At 47.7% G+C, this 25869-nt stretch carries 23 protein-coding genes and 2 tRNA genes; 5 read left to right on the plus strand and 20 right to left on the minus strand.

From position 1 onward, the window contains the following. Positions 1–168: 168 nt before the first annotated feature. From HMPREF0670_RS12440 to HMPREF0670_RS12475, 9 genes are all read right to left on the minus strand, one after another. The gene (locus HMPREF0670_RS12440; RefSeq protein WP_009231507.1) at positions 169–2625 is read right to left on the minus strand and encodes a prolyl oligopeptidase family serine peptidase; all 2457 of its coding nucleotides are present in this window, start codon (positions 2623–2625) and stop codon (positions 169–171) included. A gap of 27 nt (positions 2626–2652) precedes the next feature. After that, positions 2653–3768, minus strand: coding sequence for an efflux RND transporter periplasmic adaptor subunit (locus HMPREF0670_RS12445; protein WP_044078294.1), 1116 nt, complete (start codon positions 3766–3768; stop codon positions 2653–2655). Between the two features lie 126 nt (positions 3769–3894). After that, positions 3895–5136 carry an ABC transporter permease gene (locus HMPREF0670_RS12450; protein ID WP_009231509.1) on the minus strand — a complete coding sequence of 414 codons (1242 nt, stop codon included), beginning with the start codon at positions 5134–5136 and terminating at the stop codon, positions 3895–3897. Between the two features lie 301 nt (positions 5137–5437). Then, entirely contained in the window at positions 5438–6700 is a 1263-nt protein-coding gene (locus HMPREF0670_RS12455; protein WP_009231510.1) for an ABC transporter permease, read from the minus strand. A gap of 25 nt (positions 6701–6725) precedes the next feature. After that, complete coding sequence (locus tag HMPREF0670_RS12460) at positions 6726–7427, minus strand: ABC transporter ATP-binding protein (RefSeq protein WP_009231511.1); 702 nt, start codon at positions 7425–7427, stop codon at positions 6726–6728. A gap of 227 nt (positions 7428–7654) precedes the next feature. Further along, positions 7655–7729: transfer RNA gene (locus tag HMPREF0670_RS12465), tRNA-Glu, on the minus strand. A gap of 20 nt (positions 7730–7749) precedes the next feature. Beyond that, positions 7750–7836: transfer RNA gene (locus HMPREF0670_RS12470), tRNA-Ser, on the minus strand. Beyond that, positions 7798–8046 carry a hypothetical protein gene (locus tag HMPREF0670_RS15875; protein WP_157579640.1) on the minus strand — a complete coding sequence of 83 codons (249 nt, stop codon included), beginning with the start codon at positions 8044–8046 and terminating at the stop codon, positions 7798–7800. The genes HMPREF0670_RS12470 and HMPREF0670_RS15875 overlap by 39 nt, the downstream gene beginning before the upstream one ends. A gap of 441 nt (positions 8047–8487) precedes the next feature. Then, on the minus strand, positions 8488–8667 hold the full coding sequence (locus tag HMPREF0670_RS12475; RefSeq protein ID WP_009231513.1) for a hypothetical protein: 180 nt from the start codon (positions 8665–8667) through the stop codon (positions 8488–8490). A 387-nt stretch (positions 8668–9054) separates the two neighbouring features. On the opposite strand from HMPREF0670_RS12475, the gene HMPREF0670_RS12480 reads away from it, so the two are divergent. Next, positions 9055–9765, plus strand: a complete 711-nt coding sequence (locus tag HMPREF0670_RS12480) for a hypothetical protein (protein WP_232213923.1) — start codon at positions 9055–9057, stop codon at positions 9763–9765. A gap of 57 nt (positions 9766–9822) precedes the next feature. Here the strand turns inward: HMPREF0670_RS12480 and HMPREF0670_RS16455 are convergent, their stop codons facing one another. Together HMPREF0670_RS16455 and HMPREF0670_RS12485 are read right to left on the minus strand one after the other, a co-directional pair. Further along, positions 9823–9960, minus strand: a complete 138-nt coding sequence (locus tag HMPREF0670_RS16455) for a hypothetical protein (protein WP_157579641.1) — start codon at positions 9958–9960, stop codon at positions 9823–9825. A gap of 1751 nt (positions 9961–11711) precedes the next feature. Continuing rightward, positions 11712–13805 (minus strand): glycoside hydrolase family 97 protein, encoded by a 2094-nt coding sequence (locus HMPREF0670_RS12485; RefSeq protein ID WP_009231515.1) that lies wholly within the window; start codon positions 13803–13805, stop codon positions 11712–11714. Positions 13806–14094: 289 nt separating this feature from the next. Between HMPREF0670_RS12485 and HMPREF0670_RS12490 the strand changes: the two genes are divergently transcribed. Beyond that, on the plus strand, positions 14095–15102 hold the full coding sequence (locus tag HMPREF0670_RS12490; RefSeq protein WP_009231516.1) for a trypsin-like peptidase domain-containing protein: 1008 nt from the start codon (positions 14095–14097) through the stop codon (positions 15100–15102). Next, positions 15087–16316 carry a GH25 family lysozyme gene (locus HMPREF0670_RS12495; protein WP_044078272.1) on the plus strand — a complete coding sequence of 410 codons (1230 nt, stop codon included), beginning with the start codon at positions 15087–15089 and terminating at the stop codon, positions 16314–16316. The genes HMPREF0670_RS12490 and HMPREF0670_RS12495 overlap by 16 nt, the downstream gene beginning before the upstream one ends. Positions 16317–16541: 225 nt before the next feature. On the opposite strand, the gene HMPREF0670_RS12500 is transcribed toward HMPREF0670_RS12495, so the two are convergent. The 9 genes from HMPREF0670_RS12500 to HMPREF0670_RS16460 all read right to left on the minus strand — a co-directional run bounded on the left by HMPREF0670_RS12500 (position 16542) and on the right by HMPREF0670_RS16460 (position 22979). Next, the gene (locus tag HMPREF0670_RS12500) at positions 16542–17027 is read right to left on the minus strand and encodes an energy transducer TonB (protein ID WP_009231518.1); all 486 of its coding nucleotides are present in this window, start codon (positions 17025–17027) and stop codon (positions 16542–16544) included. 129 nt (positions 17028–17156) lie between these two features. Continuing rightward, positions 17157–17639 (minus strand): energy transducer TonB, encoded by a 483-nt coding sequence (locus HMPREF0670_RS12505; RefSeq protein ID WP_232213924.1) that lies wholly within the window; start codon positions 17637–17639, stop codon positions 17157–17159. 235 nt (positions 17640–17874) lie between these two features. Continuing rightward, on the minus strand, positions 17875–18369 hold the full coding sequence (locus HMPREF0670_RS12510; RefSeq protein WP_009231520.1) for an energy transducer TonB: 495 nt from the start codon (positions 18367–18369) through the stop codon (positions 17875–17877). 106 nt (positions 18370–18475) lie between these two features. Continuing rightward, positions 18476–18955, minus strand: coding sequence for an energy transducer TonB (locus HMPREF0670_RS12515; RefSeq protein ID WP_232213926.1), 480 nt, complete (start codon positions 18953–18955; stop codon positions 18476–18478). Positions 18956–19143: 188 nt separating this feature from the next. Next, positions 19144–19659 carry an energy transducer TonB gene (locus tag HMPREF0670_RS12520; RefSeq protein ID WP_232213927.1) on the minus strand — a complete coding sequence of 172 codons (516 nt, stop codon included), beginning with the start codon at positions 19657–19659 and terminating at the stop codon, positions 19144–19146. Positions 19660–19926: 267 nt separating this feature from the next. Further along, positions 19927–20406 (minus strand): energy transducer TonB, encoded by a 480-nt coding sequence (locus HMPREF0670_RS12525; RefSeq protein WP_232213928.1) that lies wholly within the window; start codon positions 20404–20406, stop codon positions 19927–19929. A 355-nt stretch (positions 20407–20761) separates the two neighbouring features. After that, positions 20762–21994: a TonB family protein gene (locus HMPREF0670_RS12530; protein WP_044078273.1), complete on the minus strand. Its 1233-nt coding sequence runs from the start codon at positions 21992–21994 to the stop codon at positions 20762–20764. 130 nt (positions 21995–22124) lie between these two features. Continuing rightward, entirely contained in the window at positions 22125–22502 is a 378-nt protein-coding gene (locus HMPREF0670_RS12535; protein ID WP_009231526.1) for a BlaI/MecI/CopY family transcriptional regulator, read from the minus strand. 258 nt (positions 22503–22760) lie between these two features. Further along, complete coding sequence (locus tag HMPREF0670_RS16460; protein WP_157579642.1) at positions 22761–22979, minus strand: hypothetical protein; 219 nt, start codon at positions 22977–22979, stop codon at positions 22761–22763. Between the two features lie 70 nt (positions 22980–23049). Between HMPREF0670_RS16460 and HMPREF0670_RS12540 the strand changes: the two genes are divergently transcribed. Both HMPREF0670_RS12540 and HMPREF0670_RS12545 read left to right on the plus strand, forming a co-directional pair. After that, the gene (locus HMPREF0670_RS12540) at positions 23050–23583 is read left to right on the plus strand and encodes a hypothetical protein (RefSeq protein ID WP_044078295.1); all 534 of its coding nucleotides are present in this window, start codon (positions 23050–23052) and stop codon (positions 23581–23583) included. A gap of 1731 nt (positions 23584–25314) precedes the next feature. Further along, entirely contained in the window at positions 25315–25851 is a 537-nt protein-coding gene (locus HMPREF0670_RS12545) for a hypothetical protein (protein WP_009231528.1), read from the plus strand. The last annotated feature ends 18 nt before the right edge of the window (positions 25852–25869 follow it).

Raw genomic sequence — 25869 nt, forward strand, 5'->3', positions numbered from 1 at the left:
AATTCTCCTGAGCGAAGATAAGAAAGGGAGAGTGGTAAAGATGACCTCATTTCTGCACGGATAAGGCCTAAAATCCAATGAGGGAAGTTTTAGAGCTTGCCTTAAAACAAAATCGGGTTAAGTTCAAAAACGCAGAACTTAACCCGATTTTAAGGTGTTTATTTTGTGTTATAGTTTCTTTTCAGGATAGAGTGCTTGCCACCATGAGGGGTTGTTTTGCAAGTAACGAGCGAACCATGCGAAGATGGTGTTCTGCCATTTTATGCGCTTTTGGTAGTCCATGATGGTGTGGTTCTCGCCGTTTACCACAACAAATGCCGTGGGCCTGCCCAGTAATTTCAAGGCTGTGAACATCTGAATGCTCTCGCCGATGGGCACGTTGGTATCGGCATTGCCGTGAAGGAAGAGTAGGGGCGTGTGTATCTTGTCGGCGTTGTACAGCGGACTTTGGTCGACATAGAGGTCTTTACGTGTCCAAGGATAGCTGTTTGCCATCGACACCTCGCTGTAACTATATCCCCAATAGCCCTCGCCCCAATAGCTGGTGTGGTCGCTTATGCCTGCATGCGATATGGCTGCGGCGAAGATGTCGGTTTGTGTTTGCAGGTATTGGGTCATAAATCCGCCGTAAGATGCACCGATACAGCCCACGCGCTTGGGGTCTACGTATGGATGGGCTTTAAGAAACGCCTTTGTTCCTTCGATAATGTCTTCGGCTACACCTTTACCCGCGGTGTTGACATGGCGCGAAGCGTGCGTCTGTCCGAAACCGGCGGCACCGCTGGGATTAACCAAATACACCACGTAACCTTGTGCAGCATAGAGGTGCAGGGGGTAACGGCTCTCGAAATAAACGCTCACGGGCGAACAACCACCATAGTAGTTGACGATCATGGGGTACTTTTTGTTCGGGTCGAAGTGTGGGGGAAGATAACAACGGCCGGAGATGGTGTCGCCACGAGACGAAACGAAGTTCCACGGCGTACACGTTCCTAGGTCAATGTCTTTTAGTTTCAGCTTGCTCAAATCTTCCAATAGGTTGCTCTTTCCATTGTCTAAGTTCAGCGTGTAAAGCCTGTCCGAATTGGATGCGCTTTCTCCATACCAAACGGCCAGCGGCGCATTGTGGGCGAAAGAAACCCTAGTGACGTAGTCTTCGGGCATGTTGAGTCGGGTAAACTTGTTCGTCTTAGGGTTCAGGCGGAAAAGCTTTTGTTGGTCTTTATCCAATGCCGTGAAGTAGATTTGTCCGTCGCGCGGGTTCCACGAGAAGTTTTCGATGCTTGGATTGAAGGTCTTCGTGAGTGGCGTTACGGCCTTGTTGCTCACGTTTAGGGCAAAGAGTTGATAGTCGTACATGTTGGGTGTGCTGCCTTCGGGTACGTTTTTGCCCACGTCGCTGAATGCCTCGGCCGTGGCTTTAACCAAGAGTACCGATGCATCGGGTGAGAAACGCGCCTCTGAAAGAAAGCCTTCGTCGTGGGCAACGCATGTGGTTTGCATAGTCTTTACATCTAGCTTGTAGAGCGAAGAAACCGTTGTGGGGCGTTTTTCCAATCGGCTACGCGACACCATATATAAAATATAGCGCCCGTCTGCCGATATGTCTTCGAGCGAAACGTTGTGATAGCCGAACGTAAGCGGCCTGGTCAGTCCTGTTTTCAAGTCGACGAGCGACAAATTCCATCGTGTTCGCCAGCCTGGTTGCCTGTCTTCGGGCTGTGTTATTTCGTAGATGTCGGCATCTTCCTTTGGCCCTTCTTGCGATGTGCTCAGTATAAGATACTCGCCATTGGGTGCGAGCGTGATGTTGCCTTCGCCAATGCCCGTGGCCAGTGTCTGTTCGCGCCCCGTTAGCGGGTCGGTAGCGATGACGTCGCGCCCCTCGCGTCCCTTGCGTATGGTGTAAAAGCGGTTTGTTCCGGGTATCCAACTCATCGATTCGTCTGTCTCGCGCATGATGGTTCCCGTTTTAAGGTCGGTCAGTCGCCACGAGTAGCGCGTGTAACCGCCGTCCATCACGTCGTAATAGTTGGTGATGAGGTAGCGTCCGTTGGCCGATAGGCCTAGGCGATAGTATTGTAGGCCGTTTTGGATGTCGCTCAGCGTGAGCGTTCGGCGTGTGTCTGTGTTGGTTGTAAGGCTGTCGCCCACGTTGGTTAGCCGCACAGAGAGGTTGTATGTAGAGTCTTTTTGGCTGAGATACTTAATCACCACGTTGTGGGTTTGCGGTTGCAAAGCCACGTCTGATGGTGAAACCAGCTTGTTGTCTACGTACACCTGATAGTGTTTCAGCCCTTTCAGCTCGATGCCCACCTTGCGGTAAGCAGCGTTTTGGATGTTGAATTGCAGCAGGTGTAGGGCATAAGGGGCAGAAGATGTGGGCATGTTGCCGGCGTTTACGATGCGTCCTTGCTGTGCCAAGCTAAGGTGAAGGGGCGTGTTGAGCAGCGACTCGGACGCGAACGACTTTTGTTGTGCATCGGTGCTGTCTATCAAAACAGGCTCAGGTAGGTCGAAAGGTCCGGCATAGCGGAATGTTTTCACGTCCACATCGTTAGCCCAGGCGGTTGTGAAGGCCATTGCGCAGGCCGCGAAAAGCAATGAGGTTTTTAGCTTTCTCATATTGGTAACATTTAAACGATTGTTTTTTTAATTGTCTTTTTCAGTGTCTGTTGGGGCAACAACCTTTGGTCCGCGAACCTTATCGCCAGCTTTCAGACCACTCAATATCTGAATGTCGATGCCGTCGCTAAGTCCTGTTTTCACCTTTCTTCGTTCGTAAGTAAGCTCTTTGCCCTTGCCTTTGGGGATGTAAACGTATGTGTCTTTGCCGCTAAACTCGATGGCACTTTCGGGAACGGTGAGCGCATTGTTGGCTGCTTGCAACACAATTTCGGCGTTGGCACTGTAACCGCTGCGTATGTTTGTACCCTTACCCACGTGTACGGCGGCCTTAATCTCGAACTGATTAGCACCATTAGACTCTACCGCCTTGGGCGAAATGTACTCTAACGAGGCCGTGAAGTTGAGGTTTTGCAATGCGCCGATGGTTATTTTCATGGTCATTCCCGGCTTTACATGCCCCACTTCGGTCTCGTCGATGTTGCCTTTAAAGATAAGGTCGTTCATGTTGGCCACGCTGGCAATGGTGGTTCCGTCGTTGAACGTGTTGCTTAGGATAACCGAATTGCCCACTTTCACGGGGATGTCGAGTATTATTCCCGTGATGGTAGAGCGTATCAGCGTAGAGCTAGCCTTGGCGTTGCTCTTCGAAACGCCGTCGCGCACCACCTGCAAGTTATCGTCGGCGGCCGACCTTTCTTCTTTGGCTTGCTGGTAAACTTGCTTTACCTTCTCGTATTCTTGTGCTGCTACCAATCCTTTGTCAAACAAAGTCTTCTCCCTTTCGTACTCGGCCTTGGCCTGTTCCAGGTTGATGTTGGCCAGTCTAACTCGCGCCTGTGCACCGCTAAGCTGCCCCATGTCGGGTATAACCTTCACTTTGGCAATCACCTCACCCGCCTGTATGGGTTGTCCCGCCTCCTTCATAATCTCGGTAATGATGCCTGAAATCTGCGGTTTCACGTTCACTTCGTTGCGCGGTTCAATGCGTCCGGTAATAACCGTGGTCTTTTTCAGGTCCTTAACACTGGCCGTCAGTTCGGTGTATTGTTCGGGTTGGGGCTGCGATTTGGCCCAGAGAAACACGAATGTGCCTACGAACACGATGGCTATAAGCACTGCCACAATGATTTTCTTCTTCATAACGTCATTCCCCTTGTTAGCCTTTCGTGTTGCGAGGGCGTTGTTTCTGGGGTCTCCTTTGTTAATGTTTTTATGTCTTATTGTTTTGTTTCGGTATGTTTTTTTGGGCGTATGCCGCCCCATTTGTCACTCGTCGCGCATGGCGTCTACGGGCTTAATGTTCATGGCTCGCAATGCCGGCGCTAGTCCGGCAAGCACGCCAAGCACGCAAAGAAACAGAACTGCGCCCACGGCAGTGGTAAAGTTGATTTGGTAATGGGCGCTTACGATGCCGTCGGTGGTACTGCCCATTTCGGCCAATTGCAGTATCATCACCGTGAAAACGATGCCCGACATGCCCGCTACGCTGATAAGCGTGATGCTCTCGGTGATGATTTGGGTGAGAATATTGCGAGGCGTTGCCCCGATGGCGCGCCTTATTCCTATCTCGGTGGTGCGCTCTTTCACCGTCACCATCATGATGTTGCTCACGCCGATGGCCCCTGCCAGCAGCGTTCCGATGCCTACAAGCCACGCCAAGAAGTCTACTCCGTTGAACAGATTGTCCATCATGCCGAAGAGTGCTTCCATATTAAAGGAAGGCAAGGCCTTTTCGTCGGTGGGGTCTACATGGTGTGCACGTGCCAATACCGTGCGTATCTTGGGTACAATCTCACTCACCTTGTAACCCTTATGGGCCGTAAAACACAGCAAGTTGATGGTGTCGCCCATAGCAAAAGCGTCTCGCATCACGTCTATCGGCACAACAACAGACTCTTCTGCGCTGCCATTGATGTTAAGTTCCCCCGGACTATAATCCACGCCCACCACCTTAAAGAACACCGGACCTACACGGATTTCCTTGCCGCAAGGGTTTCCGCCCTTAGGGAAAAGTGTCTTGTACACCTTCTTGCCGATGATGCACACCTTACGTTTTTGCAGGTTGTCCAAGTCGTTAAGGTATCGGCCGTAATACAAGTCGGGCGCTTCGATGTGTTGATAATCCTTTTCCAGACCCTTAAACACACACGACGACTTCTTGTCTTCGTGCACGGCAGTAAATCCCCATCGGCTAATCATGGGCGTAACCCTGTCCACTTCGGGCACTTGTTGGCGCACTCGTTCCAGGTCTTTGTACACCATGCTCCAGCTCCTGCCCTTTTTCAAGCCGTCGTAAGGCTTTGTTGTGTTCTGTGCAATGAACACGCCCGAGTTATTTGCAAAGCCTTTGAAGTTGGATGAGAGTAATTCGCGCAGTCCCTTGCCGCCTCCTAGCAAGGCCACGAGCATAAAAATGCCCCAAAAGACGCCGAACCCCGTAAGGAAACTTCGCGTTTTATTGCGTGTCAGGGTGTCCAGTATTTCTTTGTATCTGTCGAGATCTATCATTGTATATAATTAGTTGACAAGTTGACGAGTTGACTAGTTAACGAGGACTGTGCCTGTTGACGAGTTGACCAGTTGACCAGTTAACGAGGGCTGTCCCTGTTGACCAATTGACCAGTTGACCAGTTAACGAGAGCTGTACCTGTTGGCGTGTTGACAAGTTCTGTGCCAGTTGACGAGCTAACAAGTTAGCGAGTTTGCTGCTAGGTTGTTAGTGCGTTCACCTGCTGCGATGATGCTTGCCCGTCCGTTTCTCCCGCACCAACTCCTTCTCATCTCATTTTCCTTATGCCATTGCGTTCTGTTAGTCCATCGCGTTCAGAGCCTCTATGGGTCGTGTCTTGGCCGCTTTGCGTGCAGGGATAAGGCCCGCTATGGTGCCGGCGATAACGATGAGCAGCGTGGCTTGCATGCAAACGCCGAACCCCACGGTGGGATTGACGAACATTTTCTGTTGAAATGCGCCCACGTCCATGGTGGTGTTGCCGATGGTTGCGTCCATCCAAAGGTTCGCACCTATGCCGAGCATCATGCCGATATAGCCGAAGAAGAGGGTGATAATGACGCTCTCGGTGATGATGAGCTTTAATATCGACCACGGTGTTGCACCGATGGCCTTGCGTATGCCAAACTCGCGTGTGCGCTCTTTTACGGTGATGAGCATGATGTTGCTAACGCCAACAATGCCGCTAAGCAAGGTAAAGATGCCCACAATCCACAGGGCGGTGCGTATGATGGCCGTACCTGTGCTCATTTGCAAGCTGTCGGTAAAACGGTTCCATATCCAAACAGACTCCTCGTCGTCGGGAGCGGCTTCGTGTTGGACGTTAATTTTACGGCGATAGCTTTGTTCAAAAGCCTCGTTTGCGGCCTTAGTGTCTAGTCCCTTAAAGCTAAAGATGATGTTTTCCGTTTTGTCGCCCTTATTGTATATGGTGCGTATGGTGGTGAAGGGGGCGTACATGATGTTGCGGAACATGCTCTCGTCGTCCGAATAGATGCCCACCACGAGGAATGCCAGCCCTCCCATCGTTACATGTTGCCCCACAACGCCCTGCCACTTGCTGGGCAACAGACCCTCTGCACGACTTTTGCTTATCACCAGCACCTTGCGTTGCTGCTCCATGTCGGTTTGGTTGATAAACCTTCCGCAGAGCATTTTACGTTTGTTGATGTCTATTTCGTTGGGATAAACGCCCGTTAGCGATGCCGTTTCGTAGTTGTCGCCCAGCGTGATGGTTTGGTTGCCCAATTCTATTTCTGCGCCAACGCTCTCAACATTCTGCTTAAATTGGTTTTGCGTGGTTTTGATGTCTTGGTCGTTCAGCGTGATGGAACGGTCTTTGGGCAGGCCGTTATATTCCTTGCTTGTATGTCCGCCGCCCACCATCATCGAGGTACTAAGAAAGCGGTCCATGTTTTGTGTGGCGGCATTGATTAGTCCGTTGCCCGCACCCAGCAAGCATATCAGCATAAATATGCCCCATGCCACGGCAAAACCCGTGAGTGCCGTGCGCAACTTGTTGCGCCGGGTGGTCGACCATATTTCGGCTATGAGCGTGTACATAATTGGTTCTTACGGTTAAGTGTGTTTATGTGTGCTGGCGTGTTTGGGGCTGTTTGTTCTGCCCTTCGTCAACAATCAGTCCGTCTTTAATCCTTATCAGTCTGTCGGTTTGTTCGGCCACGCCAGGGTCGTGGGTCACAACCACGGTGGTAATGCCTTCGTTCCGGTTTAGGCTGGTTATCAGTTGCATCACCTCAACGCTGGTTTTAGAGTCGAGCGCGCCCGTAGGTTCGTCGGCAAGTATTATTTGCGGCTTGGTTATCAGTGCCCTGGCTATGGCCACGCGCTGCTTTTGTCCGCCCGACATTTCGTTGGGGTAGTGGCTGGCCCATTGTGCAAGCCCTAGCTTTTCTAGGTATTCCATGGCCATGGTGTGGCGTTTCTTTCTCGACACGCCTTGGTAAAACAGGGGCAACTCTACGTTTTCCACAGCCGTTTTAAAGCCAATGAGGTTGAATGATTGGAAAACAAAACCAATCATACGGTTGCGATAATAGGCGGCGCGCCGCTCGGACAGGTCCTTAATGAGCGTTCCCCCTAGGCGATATTCCCCTGTGTCGTAGTTGTCCAAAATGCCGAGGATGTTCAAAAGTGTAGACTTTCCCGACCCCGATGCACCCATGATGGAGACGAACTCGCCGTCGCCGATGGTGAGGTTGATGCCTTTGAGCACATGTAAGGGCTGTGCGCCAAAGTATGTTTTGTTGATGTCTTTTAGTTCAATCATACTGTATAGACGTTAGGCAGACATTAAAAGTTGCACTTTCATTACATTTCATGTGGCCGTCCCCAACATGTGGGTGCGCTAAGTGCACGCATTTTACGTATGGCAAAAGTATAAAAAAAGTGGCAGAATGCCCAAGGTTGGTGGGCATAAAGATGGGTTGGGCGGTGTTGTTTTGCATCGGTTAACGCAAAAAGGGCTTTTGCGAACATGCGCAAAAGCCCTTTTTGTGGTAGTGGATAGGGGAATCGAACCCCTATGCCAAGATTGAGAATCTTGTATCCTAACCGTTAGATGAATCCACCATGCGATTATTAAAACCGTGCGGAAGCTGGGGGATTCGAACCCCCGGTACGGTAACCCGTACGTCAGTTTAGCAAACTGGTGGTTTCAGCCACTCACCCAAACTTCCTTTTCCGTCGATGTTGAAAAATCGCTTTGCTGTTAAATGCGGTGCAAAGGTATTGCTTTTTTTTAGTAGTTCCAAATTTTTTCGTGTCTTTTTTGTTCCTGGTGGCTTGTAAAAAGTGCCTTTACTGCTTTTTAAGGGCCAATTGGGGCAGGATGGTTCGTTGGCGTGGTTGGTTTGGTGCATGGCTATTGGCCCCACTTGTTTTCTCAAATTGGTTTGCTCTGCTAGGCATGGCAGCGGGCTACAACTTGCTCTTATGGCATTGGTGCGAGTGGGCGAATGGGGTAGGGTGATGGCTTTCGTGCGATGCAGGCCGTGGTGTGGAAACGTTATGGTCTTCTTTCTCTCGCGTACGCGCGCGTTATATAAGGTATGCTTTTGTGGAGGATGCGTGGTAGTTGTGTGTTTAGGTAACGTGGATTGGTGATAGTGCAAGGGCAGACATGATGTGCAAAAGAAATGTGGGCATAGCTAAAAAAGGGCGGCAGGGTGGGGCGGACGTGCTGTTTGAAGGGAGAATGTGATGCTGTTGACAAATGGAATGTATGGGCGAACACCGAAGGAGAAGGACGGCTAACTGCCTGGATGAAAGCGATAACGTAAAGTTGAAGAAGTGAAAGGTTATGCGATTTAGTTTACAAAACACGTTCATCACTTTTTAACGAAGGTCTTTTTGGTGTAAATCTTGTGCTTAATGTTTAATTTCTTTGTTCTAATGGTGCTGTAGTTTAGCTTAGGGGTTAAGTCTGTTTTTTGCTTGTTTTTGCCTAGTTTCTCACGCTCTCGGGCGTGTTTTTCCCATCTTGCTGCATCTTTTATTTTCTTTTTCATATACGTCTTTTAACGTTAGTGCTAATGGTCTGACTATTCCCCTTTTGTGGTTTTTATTTTTCTGTTTGTCCACTTTTATGCTCCGAAAGTTTCGTGTGTGCTTATTGGCGCAACTTAAAGTGCGTAACTAATGCGTATATTTATGTTAACGCGGCTTTAGCCTTTCATCTTTTTTCATTTTGCCTTAATCTATTTTATATTCTTGGGCTTTGAACGTGGCGATTTTCGGCCTAACTTTGCATCAGAGGTATTTAGGATAGTACAGCCGCCGGATGCCTCTTGCAAGAAAAAGTTTAAAACCTGTGAAGGCGTTTGGCGGCTCTTTTAATGTATGTGGATTTAAAGCAGTTTTCAAGTAATCATTGTTCAAAAAGAGATATTAAGCTTATGGAGAGTTTTACAAAAAGAGTAGGTACGTTAATGTTGTCGTGGATTTTGGCTGTCGTAGGCGTTTTCGGACAGACCGTAGACGACATCTGTTCGCAAAACGTTCGCCAACTAGGCGGATTGACAGCGGCAGCCAAGGTCAAATCGTTGCAACTGCAACAGGTGGTTGTAACACAAGGGGGCGAAATGCCCGTTACTACACTCTTGGTTCCTGGTGTAGCCTTCTACCAAAGAGTGAAGTCGCCTCTTGGCACGATGATGGTATGTGCATATAAGGACAAGGGATGGACTTTTAACTCCGCCCCAACGCCGCAAACAGAGCCAATGCCAGCCGGTATGGTTGAATCGTACATCATTGGGTCGAAGTTTCTTGGCCCGTTGTTCGACTATTATGTGAACAAGAAGACGTCGGACGTGGTGTCGCTTGCCTTCGTTGGTGAGAAAGATTTGGATGGTGAAGCCTGTTTTGAACTGGAAGTTCGTTACCGGTCGGGATATAAGATGATGGTGTGCATGTCGCGTAAAGACGGCTTGATAAGGCAAACCACGTCGCCCGCCGGGGTGATAAGGTACGAAGACTACCGCAATGTGGGTGGTGTGAAGGTGCCTTTCATGATGATGACAAGTACAAGGCAAGGGCTAGTTCTTACCCGAGTAACCAGTGCACAGGTTAATGTAGACCTTGAAGGCAAGTTGCTTGCCATGCCTTAAACGTGCAATAGGCACACAACGCCGCGATGGCGGATAGATTTTAGTTGTTATGTAAATTTAGTTGTTAAAGAAATTAGTGGTTATTTGGATGGGGCTCGAACGCGTTTCGGGTCCCTTTTGCGTGTTGTAGCGTGTGCAACCAATGGGAATTGTTGGTTTGCAGACACCCAACACCATTCGGTTTTTCCCTCTCATGCGGCGTTTGTTTAGGTGGGGGCGCTTGGCTAACAGCCATATTCTCGTTGACCATTGGGGTTAAACATCATGCTAATAGTTGTTTATGGTGGAAAGATTTGCCGTTTGTAGCATGTTAACCCCAACGTGACAGTTGGCGCAAGTGGCGGAGCTTTGCGCCTTATTTTGTTCAAGGTGGAAGTTGTCTTTTTTCTGTTTACATAAAGCATAGCTCGATAACTCAACAACTCGACAACTCAAGAGCTCATCAACTTACCAACTCATCAGCTTGCCAACCCATCAACTCACCATCTCACCATCTCGCAAATTTATCAACTTACCAAACTTGTCAGCTTGTCAACTCGTCAATTCGCCCTCTCCCCATCTTACAAATTCGTCAACTTACCAAACTTGTCAGCTTGCCAATCCATCAACTCGCCCTCTCCCCATCTCGCAAATTCATCAACTTACAAGCTTATTAGCTTGCCACCCCATCAACTCGACATCTCCCCATCTCGCAAATTCATCAACTTACAAGCTCGTCAACTCACAAACCCATCAATTCACCATCTCCCCACCTCACAAATCCGTCAACTTGCCAACTTATCAACTAAAAAGCTTAAAAAATATTATTTTTATTTTACAATACCACTCTAATTTTATCGCCATTCTAGCGAAAATATTGGCTGTAAATTGGGCAAATTGGCACTGTTTTCAGCCTTCCGCATCTCTCACTCGGTCTATTTTTAAGCGAAAAACCTGCATTTTGCACCATTTTGCCTTTCTAGATTGGTTGCCACCTCATTATTTCTTACGCCCAATTATCCGCTTTTAGCCCCTAAAACCCCACTTTTTAACTGCCATTTTGCCCTTTATAGTCCTCTTTTTAATGGTTCGGAAAGGTTTTGTTTATGCTATAGTAGTGCATATTTATGCTTTTTGTTTCGCGTTTAGTAGCATTTTGTGCTGCATTTAGCACCATTTTACCTTGCGTTTAGCACCAAAACGCACTGCATTTAGCACCAAAACGCACAGCGTTTTGCACCATATTGCACTGCGTTTTGCACCAAAATGCACTGATTTTGGTGGTAAATAGGCCGAAATCTGGTACAAATGGCGGTTTGATGAATGTATATTCATCTTACCTTCGTTTACAAGCTACCCCCTTTTTGCATCAAAACCAACCTTCGCGAGAATCGATTTTTTGCGGCAAGGTGAGCGGTTGGTGGGTAAAATGGGCACTCATAATGTTAAAACTCACACTGAAAAGCGGACAAAAAGAGGGCTAGCAAGTGGATGTGTCGAAGAGTTTTCAGGTTGACAAGTGGGCTGTTATGGAGTAAAGCATCAATTTTTCTGGAACTAAGCATCCTCCCTCACCCCCCCAACTTCAACACCTCGCAACCCACTTTAACGCACAATGCCACGTAAATAGCCCCTTGTTGTGTTGCATTCTGCGAGTGAATGCGTGGCAACTGCCAACTTCTAGCAATGCAGCTAGAATGCAATTGCTACACAACAAGGGGCTGTCTACGTGGCATTGAGCCATCGTGCCTGTGTGAGTGGGCTTGATTTGGGCGTTACGAGCTTAACCTGTGTAATGACTACTTGCTGCACGCATTAGGCTTGTTCTGCCTTTCGCAACAACTTCAAAAACATTTTTTCTCTGCCCTATGTCGCGCTCATTCCTTTCTTACCTTACATAAGTGCATACGCACGGTGGCATAAAGGGCTTATGGCAAAACCCAACAGCAAACCCTCGTGCCAAACCTTTATCGTTTAGGTACGATTGATATGGCGTAGCCACCACCAGCCACGGCTGTGAGCGAAAGCTTTGTGGCAGAAGTCACGGTGCGGCGTTCTATACGATAAGCCTTCGGGTTGGTGCGATAGTCGGCATCGGGTGCATCGGTGTAAATTGTTGCCTCGTATTTGCGCCCCTTATCAAGGAACGACAACGACAGCTGCGACTTGTGCGGCGCATTGCCCGACACACAGCCCACAAACCAATTGTCGGTGCCCTTGGCTTTGCGGGCTGCCGTGATGTAGGCCATAGGTTCGGCCTCAAGATATAGTGAGCGATCCCAGTCTACGGCCACGTCCTTAATGAACTGGAAGGCGTCGGGATGTTTCAGATAATTCTCTGGAAAGTCGGCCGCCATCTGCAACGGACTGTACATCGTAACGTAAAGCGCAAGCTGACCGCAGATGGTAGAGTTTACATGCGAGCCACCTGCACAGTCCATCTCAAAGATGCCGGGCGTGTAATCCATCGGTCCACCCTGCAAACGAGTGAATGGCAGTATGGCCGTATGTCCTGGTTTGCTGCCCCCGAAGGCCTGAAACTCGGTGCCACGTGCACTCTCGTTGCCGATAAGGTTGGGATAAGTGCGGCACAAACCCGTGGGGCGAACCGCCTCGTGCGCGTTAACCATAATCTTATAATCGGCTGCACGTTTCACGGCCTCCAAGTAATGGTTCACCATCACTTGCCCATAGTGGTACTCGCCACGCGGAATGATGTTGCCAACATATCCGCTTTTAACCGCGTTATATCCGTAGAGGTTCATCAACTTGTAGGCACGATCCATGTAACGTTCGTAGTTCATCACCGACGACGACGTTTCATGGTGCATCATTAACCGAACGTTCTTTGAGTGGGCATAATCGTTTAAGGCCTTGATGTCGAAGTCGGGATAAGGCGTTTGGAAGTCGAACACCTTCTCTTTCATGTTTCCAGCCCAGTCTTCCCAACCAATGTTCCAGCCTTCAACCAGCACTTGGTCGAACCCATGTTCGGCGGCGAAGTCGATATAGCGGCGCACATTGGCGTTGTTGGCCGAGTGTTTGCCCGACGGTTTCACCTTGGTGTAGTCTGTTTCGCCCAGTATAACCGAGGGAAGTTCCTTCGTATAGGCCCAATCGCCCTTGCCCGAAATCATCTCCCACCAAACGCCAACGTACTTAACTGGGCGTATCCACGACGTGTCTGTGTATTTGCAGGGGTCGTTAAGGTTAAGAATAAGGTTTGATGCAAGCACTCGACGTGCGTCGTCGGTAATGATCATCGTGCGCCAAGGGCTGCGGAAGGGCGTGTGCAAGTAAGCCTTAACGCCCTTTGCATCGGGTGTAAGCCACGAGGTGAACACCATATCGCGGTCGTTTAGGTTGAGGTGCATTGCCGGATAGTCCACCAAAGCCGCCTCGTGCAGGTTGATGTACAGCCCTTCGGCCGTCTTCATCATCAGCGAAGTCTGAACACCCGTGGGCGAGAATGGGGTTTGCGACAAGTTATCCGTAATAGCCCCCTTCATCTTCTGCCGCACCTCACTGAGTCGCGACTGGGTATATTCGTACTCCTGTGTGTCGTAATCGCCAGGAATCCACCACGCCGTGTGGTCGCCCGTCATAGCAAACTCGGTGCGTTCATCCTTCACCTGGAAGTAGTTCAGCTTGCCTTCTTGCGGAAACTCGTAGCGAAAGCCCACCCCATCGTCGTAAACGCGAAAGCGGATGTTGAGCATTCGCTCGGTAGACTTCTGTTCGAGCCGCACCAACAGTTCGTTATAGTGGTTTCTTATTGTGCGGTTCTCGCCCCAAACGGGCGTCCAGGTCTCGTCGGCCGAGCCCTTTTCTTCGCCCACAAGCGTAAAACCGTCCAGCAAGTCGCCGCCCTTTACCAGTTCAAAGCCTAGGCGGCTAGGCTTGATAACGGCCTTGCCGCGGAAGGTTACGGTGTAGGTGGGCACCGAATTGTTAAGTGCGAAGTTTACCTTTACATCGCCATTGGGCGACTTAACCTCTTGCGCCAGGGCACTGAAAGCACACAGCAGCACCAAGCATACAGACAAAACAAATCTTTTCATATTGTTGTTAGTTATTGAATAAACGTGTCATAAAGGTGGAACAACAAGGAAACGCGCGCTCGTTTCGCACACCTGTTCCTTTTGCAAAGATAAAATAAAATGTCGAAAACGGCATGTGACACCTATAGATATGTGCAAAAAATAATGCAAACGATTGCGTGCGCATGCGTTGTACATCTTGCAGGTGTACATTTTTTCGTGAGTGGGGGTGTGCAAGATTAGGATTTTTAGATTAACTTTGCACCGATAATCGACAACATAGGCGGGAAAAACGCCTAAGACCGGAACAATGGAAAGAAAGAAAAGAAGGATGAGCAAGGGCATGGCATGGAGCCTTGTGGCCGCCGTGCTGTTGGTTGGCGCGCTGGTTTATGCCGTGATGTGCTGTTTCTCTTCGCAACGGCAGATGCGCAATAGCGTTGTGGTTGTGCAGAGCAACCTGTGGTACACCGTGGGTACAGGTGCCGACAAGGTGGTGTTTTTTGCCGAAGTAGCTCCCGATAGCACTTTCGCCAAGGCAGCAACAAGCCCCACAGACTTACTTAAAACGCCCCATCTCACCTCTGGTTTCTGGGTTAACAGGTTTGCATTGCTGCCCTCGTGCAGTGGTAGGGTTGTCGCTGCCATGCCTCATGGCACAGCTGATAAGGGGAAATTGCCCACTGATGTGAACACGATGGTGCAGAAAACATTGGGCAAACTGCTTGCACAAGAAAAACAACTGAAACGAGAAGTGAAGGAAATCAACTACTATATGAAGGTGCACGGCATGCAAGACGAAGGCTATACGGCCGTTTTGGCCTACGCCCATAAGCTGAAAACGCGGTTGGCCGAGGTGCAAAAGGTGAGCAAAAGGCTTGCTGTGTTGCGTAAGGAAAAGCAACTGCGGGTGTTGCGCCACACGCGTTATGCCCTGCTTTTCGACGGCAAGAGCATCGCTACCAAATGTTTGCGCGAAGACCAACAATGGGGCTTGTGCCTGCTACAAACCACAAACGAGAGAAAACCTTGGCGCGCAAATGCGCTTTCGGCCTTGCCTTGGGGCATGTCGGCAACGGGAGAGGTGCGCGTGGCAAGCGTGCCTGGATTGGGCTTAGACCCCTTGGCCACGGTTAAAGACAGTGCTGCTGTATGGGCGGCCAGCGTGCAAAGGGATAGCTGCCTGCGCATGCACGCCGCGCTGGGACAAGCAGGTTCGCCCGTGTTCAGTGCGTGGGGACGTTTCGTTGGAATGTATAACGGTGTAGGTATAGTGCCTCGCAACATCATCGCCAAAATGCTATGGAACGAAAAATAAACCATCCTAAACGCTTTCTTTGGCTCACGGCATTGCTGGTCGTGGGACTTTTCGGCGCTTGCCACTTCGAGAAGAATACACTTAACGGCGATGGAACGGCGCAGGTGCTGCAACAAGAAGGCGACCTTTGCTACCAAGGCACGGTGCTTCGTGGCCGCAGTCATGGCTATGGCGTGTTGTGGCTGAAAGATAGTGTGGTGTATGCAGGACAGTGGAAAGACGGAAAACGGCAGGGAATGGGCACGGCGCACGACAGCAAAGGGCGGAAAATTACGGGACGTTGGAATGCCGACACGCTGGTGAGTGGCACTCGCGAAGATGCCGCAGGTGTGTACGTGGGCAGCTTTAATAGTAAGATGATGGCCAGCGGACACGGCGAATATACGGGCAACGACGGCAGCCACTACGAAGGACATTGGGAAAACGATGCCCAAACAGGTAAGGGATTTGCCCTTACTGCGCAGCCCAAAGTGAAGGTTGGCGAATGGAAAGCAGGCCAATATCTGGGCGAACGCCTTACTTATACCACCGAACGCATCTATGGTATCGACATTTCGAAATACCAACACGTCATCAACAAGCGCGTACATCCCATCAAATGGAACCAATTGCGCATCATTCACTTGGGAACGGCTAGCCGAAAGGCCATTCATGGGCAGGTAAACTATCCCATATCGTTTATTTATATCAAGAGTACCGAGGGCAAATCGCTGCTCAATCCCTTTTACAAGGCCGACTATAAGCAAGCTCGCGCTCACGGTTTCAGCGTTGGCACTTACCATTTCTTCTCCATTTACTCGCCTGCCGAAGCGCAAGCTGCCCATTTCTTACGCCATTCGTACATATCGCAAGGCGACTTTCCGCCTGTTCTCGACGTGGAACCCAGTCCACAACAGATTGCCAAGATGGGTGGTGCGGAGGTGCTCTTCAAGGCTGTTCGCACTTGGCTCACTATTGTTGAGCAACGAACGGGCAAACGTCCCATTCTGTATATCAGTCAGCAATTTGTTAATCGCTACTTGCCACTGGCTCCCGACATCAAGCGCGACTACGACATTTGGATTGCGCGTTATGGCGAATACAAACCCGATGTGCACTTGGTGTATTGGCAACTATGCCCCGACGGACGGGTGCAAGGCATACAAGGCGAGGTAGACATTAACGTGTTTAATGGCTATAAAGAGGTTTTCGACGAGTTTAAGGCGAAGTTGTAAATGGGCATTTAGTGTGATGTTTAGACCTTGTTTTTGTGGGAATTTAGTTGCTAAGGTTATAAGTGAGTAAGTTTATGGGTTGACAATAGGCCGTAAGCAGAGCCATTTGCTGGCTTATAAACTTGTCAACCCGTGTAATTTATCAACCTGTTAACTCGTTAATTTGTCAACTTGTCAACTTGCAAACTCGTCTACTGGCAACAGCGTTATGGCCCTTATCTGTTTTTAGTTCAGCTTAAATCTCAAGGGTACATTATACCTCACGCGTACAAATCTGCCGTCTTGCTGGCCTGGCAACCAGTTAGGCATGGCCTTCATCACACGCAAGGCCTCGGCATCAAGGGCTGCATCCACCGCTCGTTCAACCTTAAAGTCAGACAGCGAACCATCTTTTTCTACAATGAAACTCACTATTACGCACCCTTCCTTTTTGGCTTTCTGTGCCGATTGAGGGTATCTGGCCGTCTTACCAAGATATTGCAGCAGTGCTGCATCGCCTCCTTTAAAGCATGGCATCAGCTCACATACATTGTAAACCTTATTGTCTACCTCAATCCGCTTGGGCCGTACGTACTTATTTCGCGCTTTTCTCTGCGCATTCGCCCTTGCTGGCGCGAAGACAACAGCCATAATGGCAAAGGCCAATACGGCAAAAAGCCGACAATCAAAGCCTACTAACCGCTTGCAGGCTTGCTTGTTCTTCATCTTCATTCTTCTATTTTTGTGATTGTGTATTGAGGTTATCTAACATTGAATTTGACTAACATGCAGAGAGATTTATCGCACGACAGGCGATGGAAGTTGGTTAGTTGAGAAGTCAACCGCTGGTTTACACCTCATTTATATAAGCTTAAAACCAACTGGTACACTATACCGCACACGTACATTTTTACCGTTGTGTTTACCTGGATTCCACTTAGGCATAGCCTTTACAGTCTTTAAAGCCTCGTCATCAAGTTCAGGGTCTACCCGCTGTATGAACTTAAAGTCGCTTAGCGACCCGTCTTTCTCAACGATAAAGCCAACCACAACACAGCCTTGTATGCCGAAGTCTTGGGCCCGTTGTGGATACCTTGTTACCTGCGAAAGAAATCTCATCATTGCCTCTTCCCCTCCTTTGTAGGTGGGCATCTGCTCACACATCTCGTACACTTTATCGTCGGTGGTGGTGTCCTTCTGCGTTTGCGTGGTCTTCCCCTTCTCCTTCTTATCCTGCGCGTTTGCCCTAGCAGGAACAAGAAGAACAGCCAAAGTGATGGCCAATACCGCAAAAAGCAGACACTTAAAGCCTGAAAACAGATTAGGGGTTTGCTTGTTATTCATACTCATGATTATTTAAATGGTTATACGTTACAGCTGTCTTGCATTGCTATCACTTTGCAAATATATTATTTTTTTTGCTGATAAGCAAGGATAAAATAGGCAAGTTAGCAAGTAGGCGGGTTGACAAACAGACAGATTTAGCCGTCGGTTTTCGGTCGTTCTATTACCAACCTGCCGACTCTCAACCTGTAATCACCCCCCAATTAGCACATCATTTCGCTAAGCCACCAGGCATTCACTCCAGTGGTTTCAGCCTAAAGGATACAGGTACGTTATATTCCACACGCACAAGTTGCCCGTCGTGGCAGCCAGGAATCCATTTAGGCATGCCCTTAACCACTCTTAATGCCTCGGCATCAAGGGCTATATCCACTGGCCGTAACACCTTAATGTCAGTGAGAGAGCCGTCTTTCTCGACAATAAAGTCTATTACAACGCGCCCTTGCACCCCATGTTTCTTAGCCAATTCGGGATACTTCACACTATCCGTAAGGTATTTCAACAGTGCAGCATCACCGCCTTCGAAGATGGGCATCTGCTCACACACCTCGTAAACCTTATCGCCTGTGGTGGTGTCCTTATGCGTTTGGGTGGTCTTTCCCCTTTTATCCTGCGCGTTCGCCCTTGCAGGAGCGAAGACAATAACCAACAAGACAAGGGCCGAAATGGCGAAAAGCAGACACTTAAAGCCTGCAAACAGATTAGGTGCTTGTTTGTTATTCATACTCATGATTATTTAAATGGTTATACGTTACAGCAGTCTTGCATTGCTGTCACTTTGCAAATATATTAATTTCTTGGGTGATAAGCAAGGATAAAAAAAGATACAAGGACACCTATTGCAAACAAATATGTATGGGCAGTAGGTATCTTACGCGCACACGTTGCCCATTTTGCCTGCCAGGAATCCATTTGGGCATGCCCTTTATCACTCTTAATGCCTCGGCATCAAGGTCTATATCCACTGGCCGTAACACCTTAACGTCGGTTAGAGAGCCGTCTTTCTCGACAATAAAACCTATTACAAGACGCCCTTGCACCCCTCTGTCCTTAGTCTTGTCTGGGTATTTCAAGTTCTCTCTAAGGTATTTCAACAGTGCAGCATCACCGCCTTCGAAGATGGGCATCTGCTCACACACCTCGTAAACCTTATCGTCTGTGGCGGTGTCTTTACGCGTTTGGGTGGTCTTTCCCCTTTTATCCTGCGCGTTCGCGCTTGCAGGAGCGATGACAATAACCAACAATATGAGGGCCGAAACGACGAAAAGCAGACACTTAAAGCCTGCAAACAATTTAGGCGTTTGTTTATTCTTCATGCGCATTTATTTATTAGATGCAACGTATTATCTCGTTAAGTAAACGGCATAACCAGCCTTTAAAATGCTAAAAGGCATTTCATTAACAAGTTAACGAGCCAACAAGGAGGAGGGGAATAAGCCACTAGCCAACCCCACATTCGCTTGCCAACCCATTAACTCGTCAATGTCACCAGTCTAACTGTATACTATTGTAATCTGAAAGACACTGGTACGTTATACTTAACGCGCACAAACTTGCCGTCTTGTTTGCCGGGAACCCACTTGGGCATGGCCTTTATAACCCTTACCGCCTCTGCATCGAGTGTCGGCGTTACCGACCTAACTACCTTTACGTTAGATACCGCCCCGTCTTTCTCTACAATGAAATTAACCACAACGCGACCTTGTTCTCCTGCTTTCTCGGCTGCTTCGGGGTACTTAATGTTCTCCGAGAGATACTTCATCAATGCAGCATCTCCGCCCTTGAAAGTAGGCATCTGCTCAACCACCTCATACGCCTTATCCGATGGTTCGGCATTCTTTATTTGTGCAGTGTCCTCGCCCGTTTCTGCTTTCACTTCAACTTTTGTGCCCTCCATAACTTGTTCTTGCACTTTCGTCTTTCTTTTGCAGCTGGCCATAAACACCAAGGCGAAAGCCAATGGCACGAAAAGCAGGTACTTATAACCTGCAAACGAATTTGTTTTTTGTCTATTCTTCATACTCATCAATTTATTAAATGGTTCTTTTTCCGTTCTTCTAAAAGTGCGTTTTCTCGCCATGACAATGTCCGAGCAAGCTCGACGTTGTTCATTTGGCTTAACGAAAACGTTCTTGTTTATTTATTAAGGCAGCAGCTCTATCTGCCATTAAGCGATGAAAAAGGTGGTGCGTTGGCAAGTTAACGAGCCAACAAGGGGATGGGGTAGACCGCTAACTTGCCTCGCGTTAGCCTGTCAACTCATTGACTTGTCAACCTTATTTGTTCTTTATTTTAATCTGAAAGTCACAGGTACGTTATACTTCACGCGCACAAATTCGCCGCCTTGCTTACCTGGAGACCACTTAGGCATGGACTTTATTGCTCTTACTGCCTCTGCATCGAGCGAAGGTGTTACCGACCTAGCTACCTTTACGTTGGTTATAGCCCCATCCTTCTCTACTGTAAAGCGAACCATAACGCGCCCTTGCTTTTGGGCTTTCAACGCAGACATGGGATATTTTATATTCTCGAAAAGGTATTTCAACAGGGCTGAGTCCCCACCAGGGAAACTAGGCATCTGCTCAACCACCACATACACCTTGTCGTTTGCACCTGATTTTTTCGTGGTTTTATTAGTCTTCACCACCTTTTTCTGTACATTCGCCCTCATCGCGGTACTATTCATCGCCAGCAAAGAGATGATCAACGGCACGAAAAGCAGGTACTTATAGCCTGCAAACGAATTTGTTTTTTGTCTATTCTTCATTCTCATTAATATATTAAATGGTTCTTTTTCCGTTCCTCGAAAGGTGCGTTTTCTCGCCATGACAATGTCCGAGTAAACTCAACATTGTTCATTTGGCTTAACGAAAACGTTCTTTTCTCGTTCCTCGAAAAGTGCGTTTTCTCGCCATGACAATGTCCGAGCAAGCTCGGCATTGTTCATTTGGCTTAACGAAAACGTCGTGTTTATTTATTAAGGTATCAGCTCTATCTGCCATTAAGCGATGAAAAAAGGTGGTGCGTTGGCAAGTTAACGAGCCAACAAGGAGTTGGGGTAGACCACTAACCTGCCCCGCGTTAGCCTGTCAACTCATTAACTTGTCAACCTTACTTGTTCTTTAATTTAATTTGAAAGACACAGGTACGTTATACCTTACGCGCACCAGTTGGCCGTCTTGCTTACCCGGAGTCCATTTAGGCATGGCCTTTACCACCCTTACCGCCTCGGCATCGAGCGAAGGTGTTACCGACCTGGCTACCTTTACGTCGGATATTGCCCCATCCTTCTCTACTGTAAAGCTAACCACAACGCGGCCTTGCTCTTGGGCTTTTATGGCAAGAGCGGGGTATTTCACATTCTCCGAAAGGTATTTCATCAGTGCAGCATCCCCACCAGGGAAGGTAGGCATCTGCTCACATACCTCATACACCTTGTCGGTTGTGCCTGTTTTCTTCGTGACTTTGGTGGTCTTCACCACCTTTTTCTGCACATTCGCCCTAATTGTGGTACTATTCATCGCCAGCAAAGCGACGGCCAACGGCACGAAAAGCAAGTACTTAAAGCGTGCCAACGGATTGGATGTTTGCTTATTCATCATTTTAATTCTTTTCTTTAAGGGTAATACATTGAAATTATTAGTTATTGTAGCTACATTCGTTCGATAGGCCACTGCCAACAAATGGTATTGGTAGGCCTTTTTGTCCGTTCCGCCATTGATAACCGAGCGGTCGGCCAGATATTCAAGATTGTTGCGCACTTGCAGGCGCATAAGCCACGCCGCAGGGTTGAACCAAAAGGCGGCGACAAAGAGTTGCGACAGCAACGCGTCTGCCGAATGCCACTGCGCCACGTGCGTTTGTTCGTGTGTCAGTATCTGCTGAACCTGCGACGGCGTCTTGTCGTCGGGGTTGATAAATATCCAGCGGAAGAAAGAAAAGGGGTTGTAATCGCCCGTCAACAAACAAACCGCTGTGCCGTGCAACGTTGCGCGTTCGCTGCGCTGTGCCAACCTGCACACCACAACAACCTGCCAAAACACGCGCAAAAGCAAAGCCAAGGCCACACCTGTGTATAGCCAAACGGCTAGCTGCTGCCAATCAAAGGTGTCGTGTGCGGGTTGCACCGTCACTTCTGGCAGGTTATAGGCCATGCGCGGTAAGATATTGCTCAGCGGTGCAGTTTCGTTAACCAGCACAGAGAGGTCTATCGTGGGCAACAACAGCGACAGCACGTAGACTGTGAGCAACGACAGGCGCCGCCATTTAAAGAAAGTGTCGCCTGCGCTAATGAGTTGGTAGAACCCGAAAAGCACCACCAACACAACGTTTGCTTTTATCAGATACGTCAACATGGGTATAATTTGCTAGGGTAATTTAGGTAATGATAACGAAATGGACTTGCCCAAAACCCTTAGGTAAAAGGGCGATGCCCACTTAAATAGGCGCATAGAAAGCGAGATGGCACGCGATATAATACCATGTTCACACCTTTGCCACATCGCCGTTTTCTATCTCGTCGATAATGTCTTTCAGCTCGTCGGGCGATATTTTTTCTTCTTGTGCAAAGAACGAAACCATGTCGCGGAACGAGTTTTTGAAGTAATCGCGCACAAATCCCGACACGAAGTTCCGCTTATAGTCTTTTTCCTTAACGGCAGGCACGTACTCAAAGCCGTTGCCCTTACGTTGTGCCGCCACATACCCCTTGCGTTTGAGGTTGCCAACAACCGATGCCACCGTGGTATAAGGCGGTGCAGGCTGAGGCAACAGCTCGACAATAGCCTTGATATTGCACCTGCCCAATTGCCAAACACAACGCATCACCTCTTCTTCTTGAATTGAAAGCTTCTCTATCTTCATTGTTATGTAACGTTTAACTCATACTGCAAATCTACGAACTTTTCGTAAACAAAGCAAGGGATTAAGTTTTAAATAAAGTTAAACGATTGATTTTTGGTGTATATAACAATAAATTACGAATACTTCGTAATTAAAATAAAACTATAAAAGTAAGGCAATGTAACCTAAAACATCCTACGAATAAGAAAAGAAAAGCGTAAAAATGCAAACCCCGTGAGCAAGTTCTAAAACTTCGTTTCGGCTTTTAACGTGCAGCCACTAGTCGCCGATGGCACGTGTCCAACGCTTAGGTAGGATGGAGTTTGGCCGCAAACCCGATGCCGCATCAACAAGTCGACTGCCGACAAGCCTATTACCCCAGGTGGAGTTTGGCCACAAACCCCAATGCTGCATCAACAGAGCCACATCAGCCAATGTGGGTAAAGGCTGCTGATTGTTGCGCCAATTTAGCGTGCAAGGCTTGTGCGTTAAGGGCATTTTTACTACCTTTGCGTGCGAAAAAGAAAGACGTGCCACACGCACGTCTCACCTAAACCACCAGCAGAGGATGAAAAGAGTACTTCATTTGTTGTTCATTTCGCTGTTCGCCCTCACCTTCACGTCGTGCGAGAACAAGGAAAAACAAGCCGATAAGCTAACCGAGGAGTTTATGCGAAAGAACCTTAACGACCCACGCTCGTACCAATTGGTGGAGCGCGGCAGGGTAGACTCGCTCTTTTCTGAATTTAGAGCCACCAACGAGGCACAGTATATGCTCGACAAGGTGAAACAAATTACCGACTCGGCAGCGCGCTATTCGGAGTCGGTGAAAACCGTTCCGCAGGCACAAAAGATGCTTGCAGACGGCCAGCGCATACTCGAAGAATACAAGAAAAAGCAGAAAAAGTTTAAAAGTCAGTTTCTTGGCTACGCTTTCAAAGTGAGTTTCAGGGCCAAGAACGAACACGGCGCTCTGGTTCGTTCGTATGTGGTGTTTAGATTAAACCCTGAAATGGACAAACTAAGCATCGAAGATGCCGACATGAACATCTTTTCTATCTTTGCATCGGATGCCATTAACGACAATATGAACAAATATTAAACGAGTTGACGAGCGGACGAGACATAGACAAACGGAAATGGATTTGGAAAGCCATAGGTGCAGCGTATGCAAACAAAAAGTGTTCTTTTTTCGTTCCTCAAAAGTGCGTTTTCTCTGCGTAAGGGTTTATTGATGCAATGCTACGCACGTCTTACATTCTTCTAACAACTATTTCACAAAAGCAATTTTGTGTGTCTACAACTGGCAAACTCGTCAACTGATAAACTTGTCAGCCAATAAATTTTGTCCGCTTTTCGGCAAGAATTTTAACATTATGAGTGGCTTATAATTCACCAATCGTTCAGCCGAGTGCAAATAACTCATTCTCGCGAAGGTTCTTTTTGGCGCAAATAAGGGTTAGTAGTAAATGCATACAAAATGAATACGCACTGCATAAAACCGCAATTTGCACCAGACTTTGGGCTATTTGCTGCTAAATCTAGTGCATTTTGGTGCTAAACGCAGTGCATTTCGGTGCTAAACGCAGTGCATTTCGGTGCTAAACGCAGTGCATTTTGGTGCTAAATGCAGTGCATTTTGGTGCTAAACGCAGTGCGTTTTGATGCTAAATGCAAGCCATTTTGGTGCTAAATGCGTAACGAAAAGCATAAAAATTCACTGCATGATATAGACAAAAACCTTTTCTAACCATAAAAAACATGGCTCAAAAGGGGCAAAATGGCCGTTAAAAAGTGGAGTTTTCGTAGCTAAAAGCGGGAAATTGGAGTTGAAAAATTACGAGTCGGTAACCAAACTAGAAAGGCGAAATGGTACAAAACGCAGGTTTTGCTCTTAAAAACAGACAAGACAAAAGTCGTAAAAGGCCAAAAATGGTGGCTAATTGTATGCTTTTAGGGCGTTGTTCTCGCCAGAATGGTGTAAAATTTAGAACGAATTTGTAAAACAAAAACAATAATTTTAAGCTTTTGAGTTGACGTATTGATGAGCTTGCAAGTTTTTGAATTGATGTATCTTGGAGTTGTTGGGGGTTCGTGAGTTGATAAGCCCGTGAGTTGTTAGGTCCTGCAACTATGTATATGAGAGGAGCGCTTATCTTGTGTTGGCATCACAAAGATAACAAGCTCCCTCTCGATCTATGGAGATATTCAAAGTCAAGGCTGCTTCTTTATCTTCGTTCCATATCGTGCATATCGAGGAGCACTTATCTTGTTTTTTGTGTATCATAAAGATAGCAAGCTCCTCTCTATTTATAGAAGTATTATAGTCAAGGCGATCTCTTAATAAAGAGAGCGCACTGGCAACACGCTCGTTACTTAAAATGGGCACATCGCATTTTGTCGTTTTCCCCGTTAATTGGCGAGCCACCAACAATGACGTTAAAGCCTTTAACCTCAGTTTGTTTACCCTTAAAGGGCAAGGTTAAGCGTATTGATGCACTAACCTTTATGTCTCTTGGGGCGGTTGTTGAGTCCATCTCGATATAAAATGAATTATTTTATTTGGAAATATCAACAAAAAATGCTATCTTTGGAGCACGATTAGCCTTGTAACAATTTACAAAGTTGAAAATGATGAAAAGAGGCAGCCTCTGCCTTGCATGCACTTTGCTTAGCTGCATACTGGTGTCCGCGCAAGGCGCTTGCCCTTAAACAACCATCTTATCCTTGTAGGATTGATGGCTGATGTACATATAACTGTAAAAAAGTACATCATCAAGTAATTTGCTTTCGTATAAACGATTTATAAAAGTCACCTAAAAAAAGTACTGATATGAAAAAGAGTATATGCTTATTACAAGTGTTCGTCCTTTCTTTGTTGTTCATTGGTTGCACCAATGGGGATAATCAGGTTTTACCTCCAGCCGAACAAGGGTCAAAGGCAGAACTGTTTGCAGTGGGAACAACTCGTATAACGAAATCTTCTCATTTAACCCCATGCCTCTTTACGCTTGACAACATCAAGTCTTTCAACGTGCAGACCCGAGAGATTGTTTTCCAAGACTTTGAGCCTACAAATCAGCTCTTCCCGATTTATCGCAACATAGAAGTACATTCGTATGACAAGGTTTTACTCCGTATTGCAACGTTTGTGTCTTCTTTTGACAGTCAAATCTTCACAGACTTATCGTTAGTCTCCGAAACAGAGTCGGGTAAGTTTTATCTGAGCGACTGCTATCCACGCCATATTGAGAACGACAGTGAATATGCAAAAGCGAATGAAGCCATTAAGGAAGCAAAAGACAAACGAGCAGCAGAATGGAGTGCGTTTCTCTCCATACTCAAAAAGCATGGGAAGTTAATAGAATAAACGCCCATAGCATTAAGG

It is taken from the genome of Prevotella sp. oral taxon 317 str. F0108, from assembly GCF_000162415.1.
Taxonomy (GTDB): domain Bacteria; phylum Bacteroidota; class Bacteroidia; order Bacteroidales; family Bacteroidaceae; genus Prevotella; species Prevotella conceptionensis.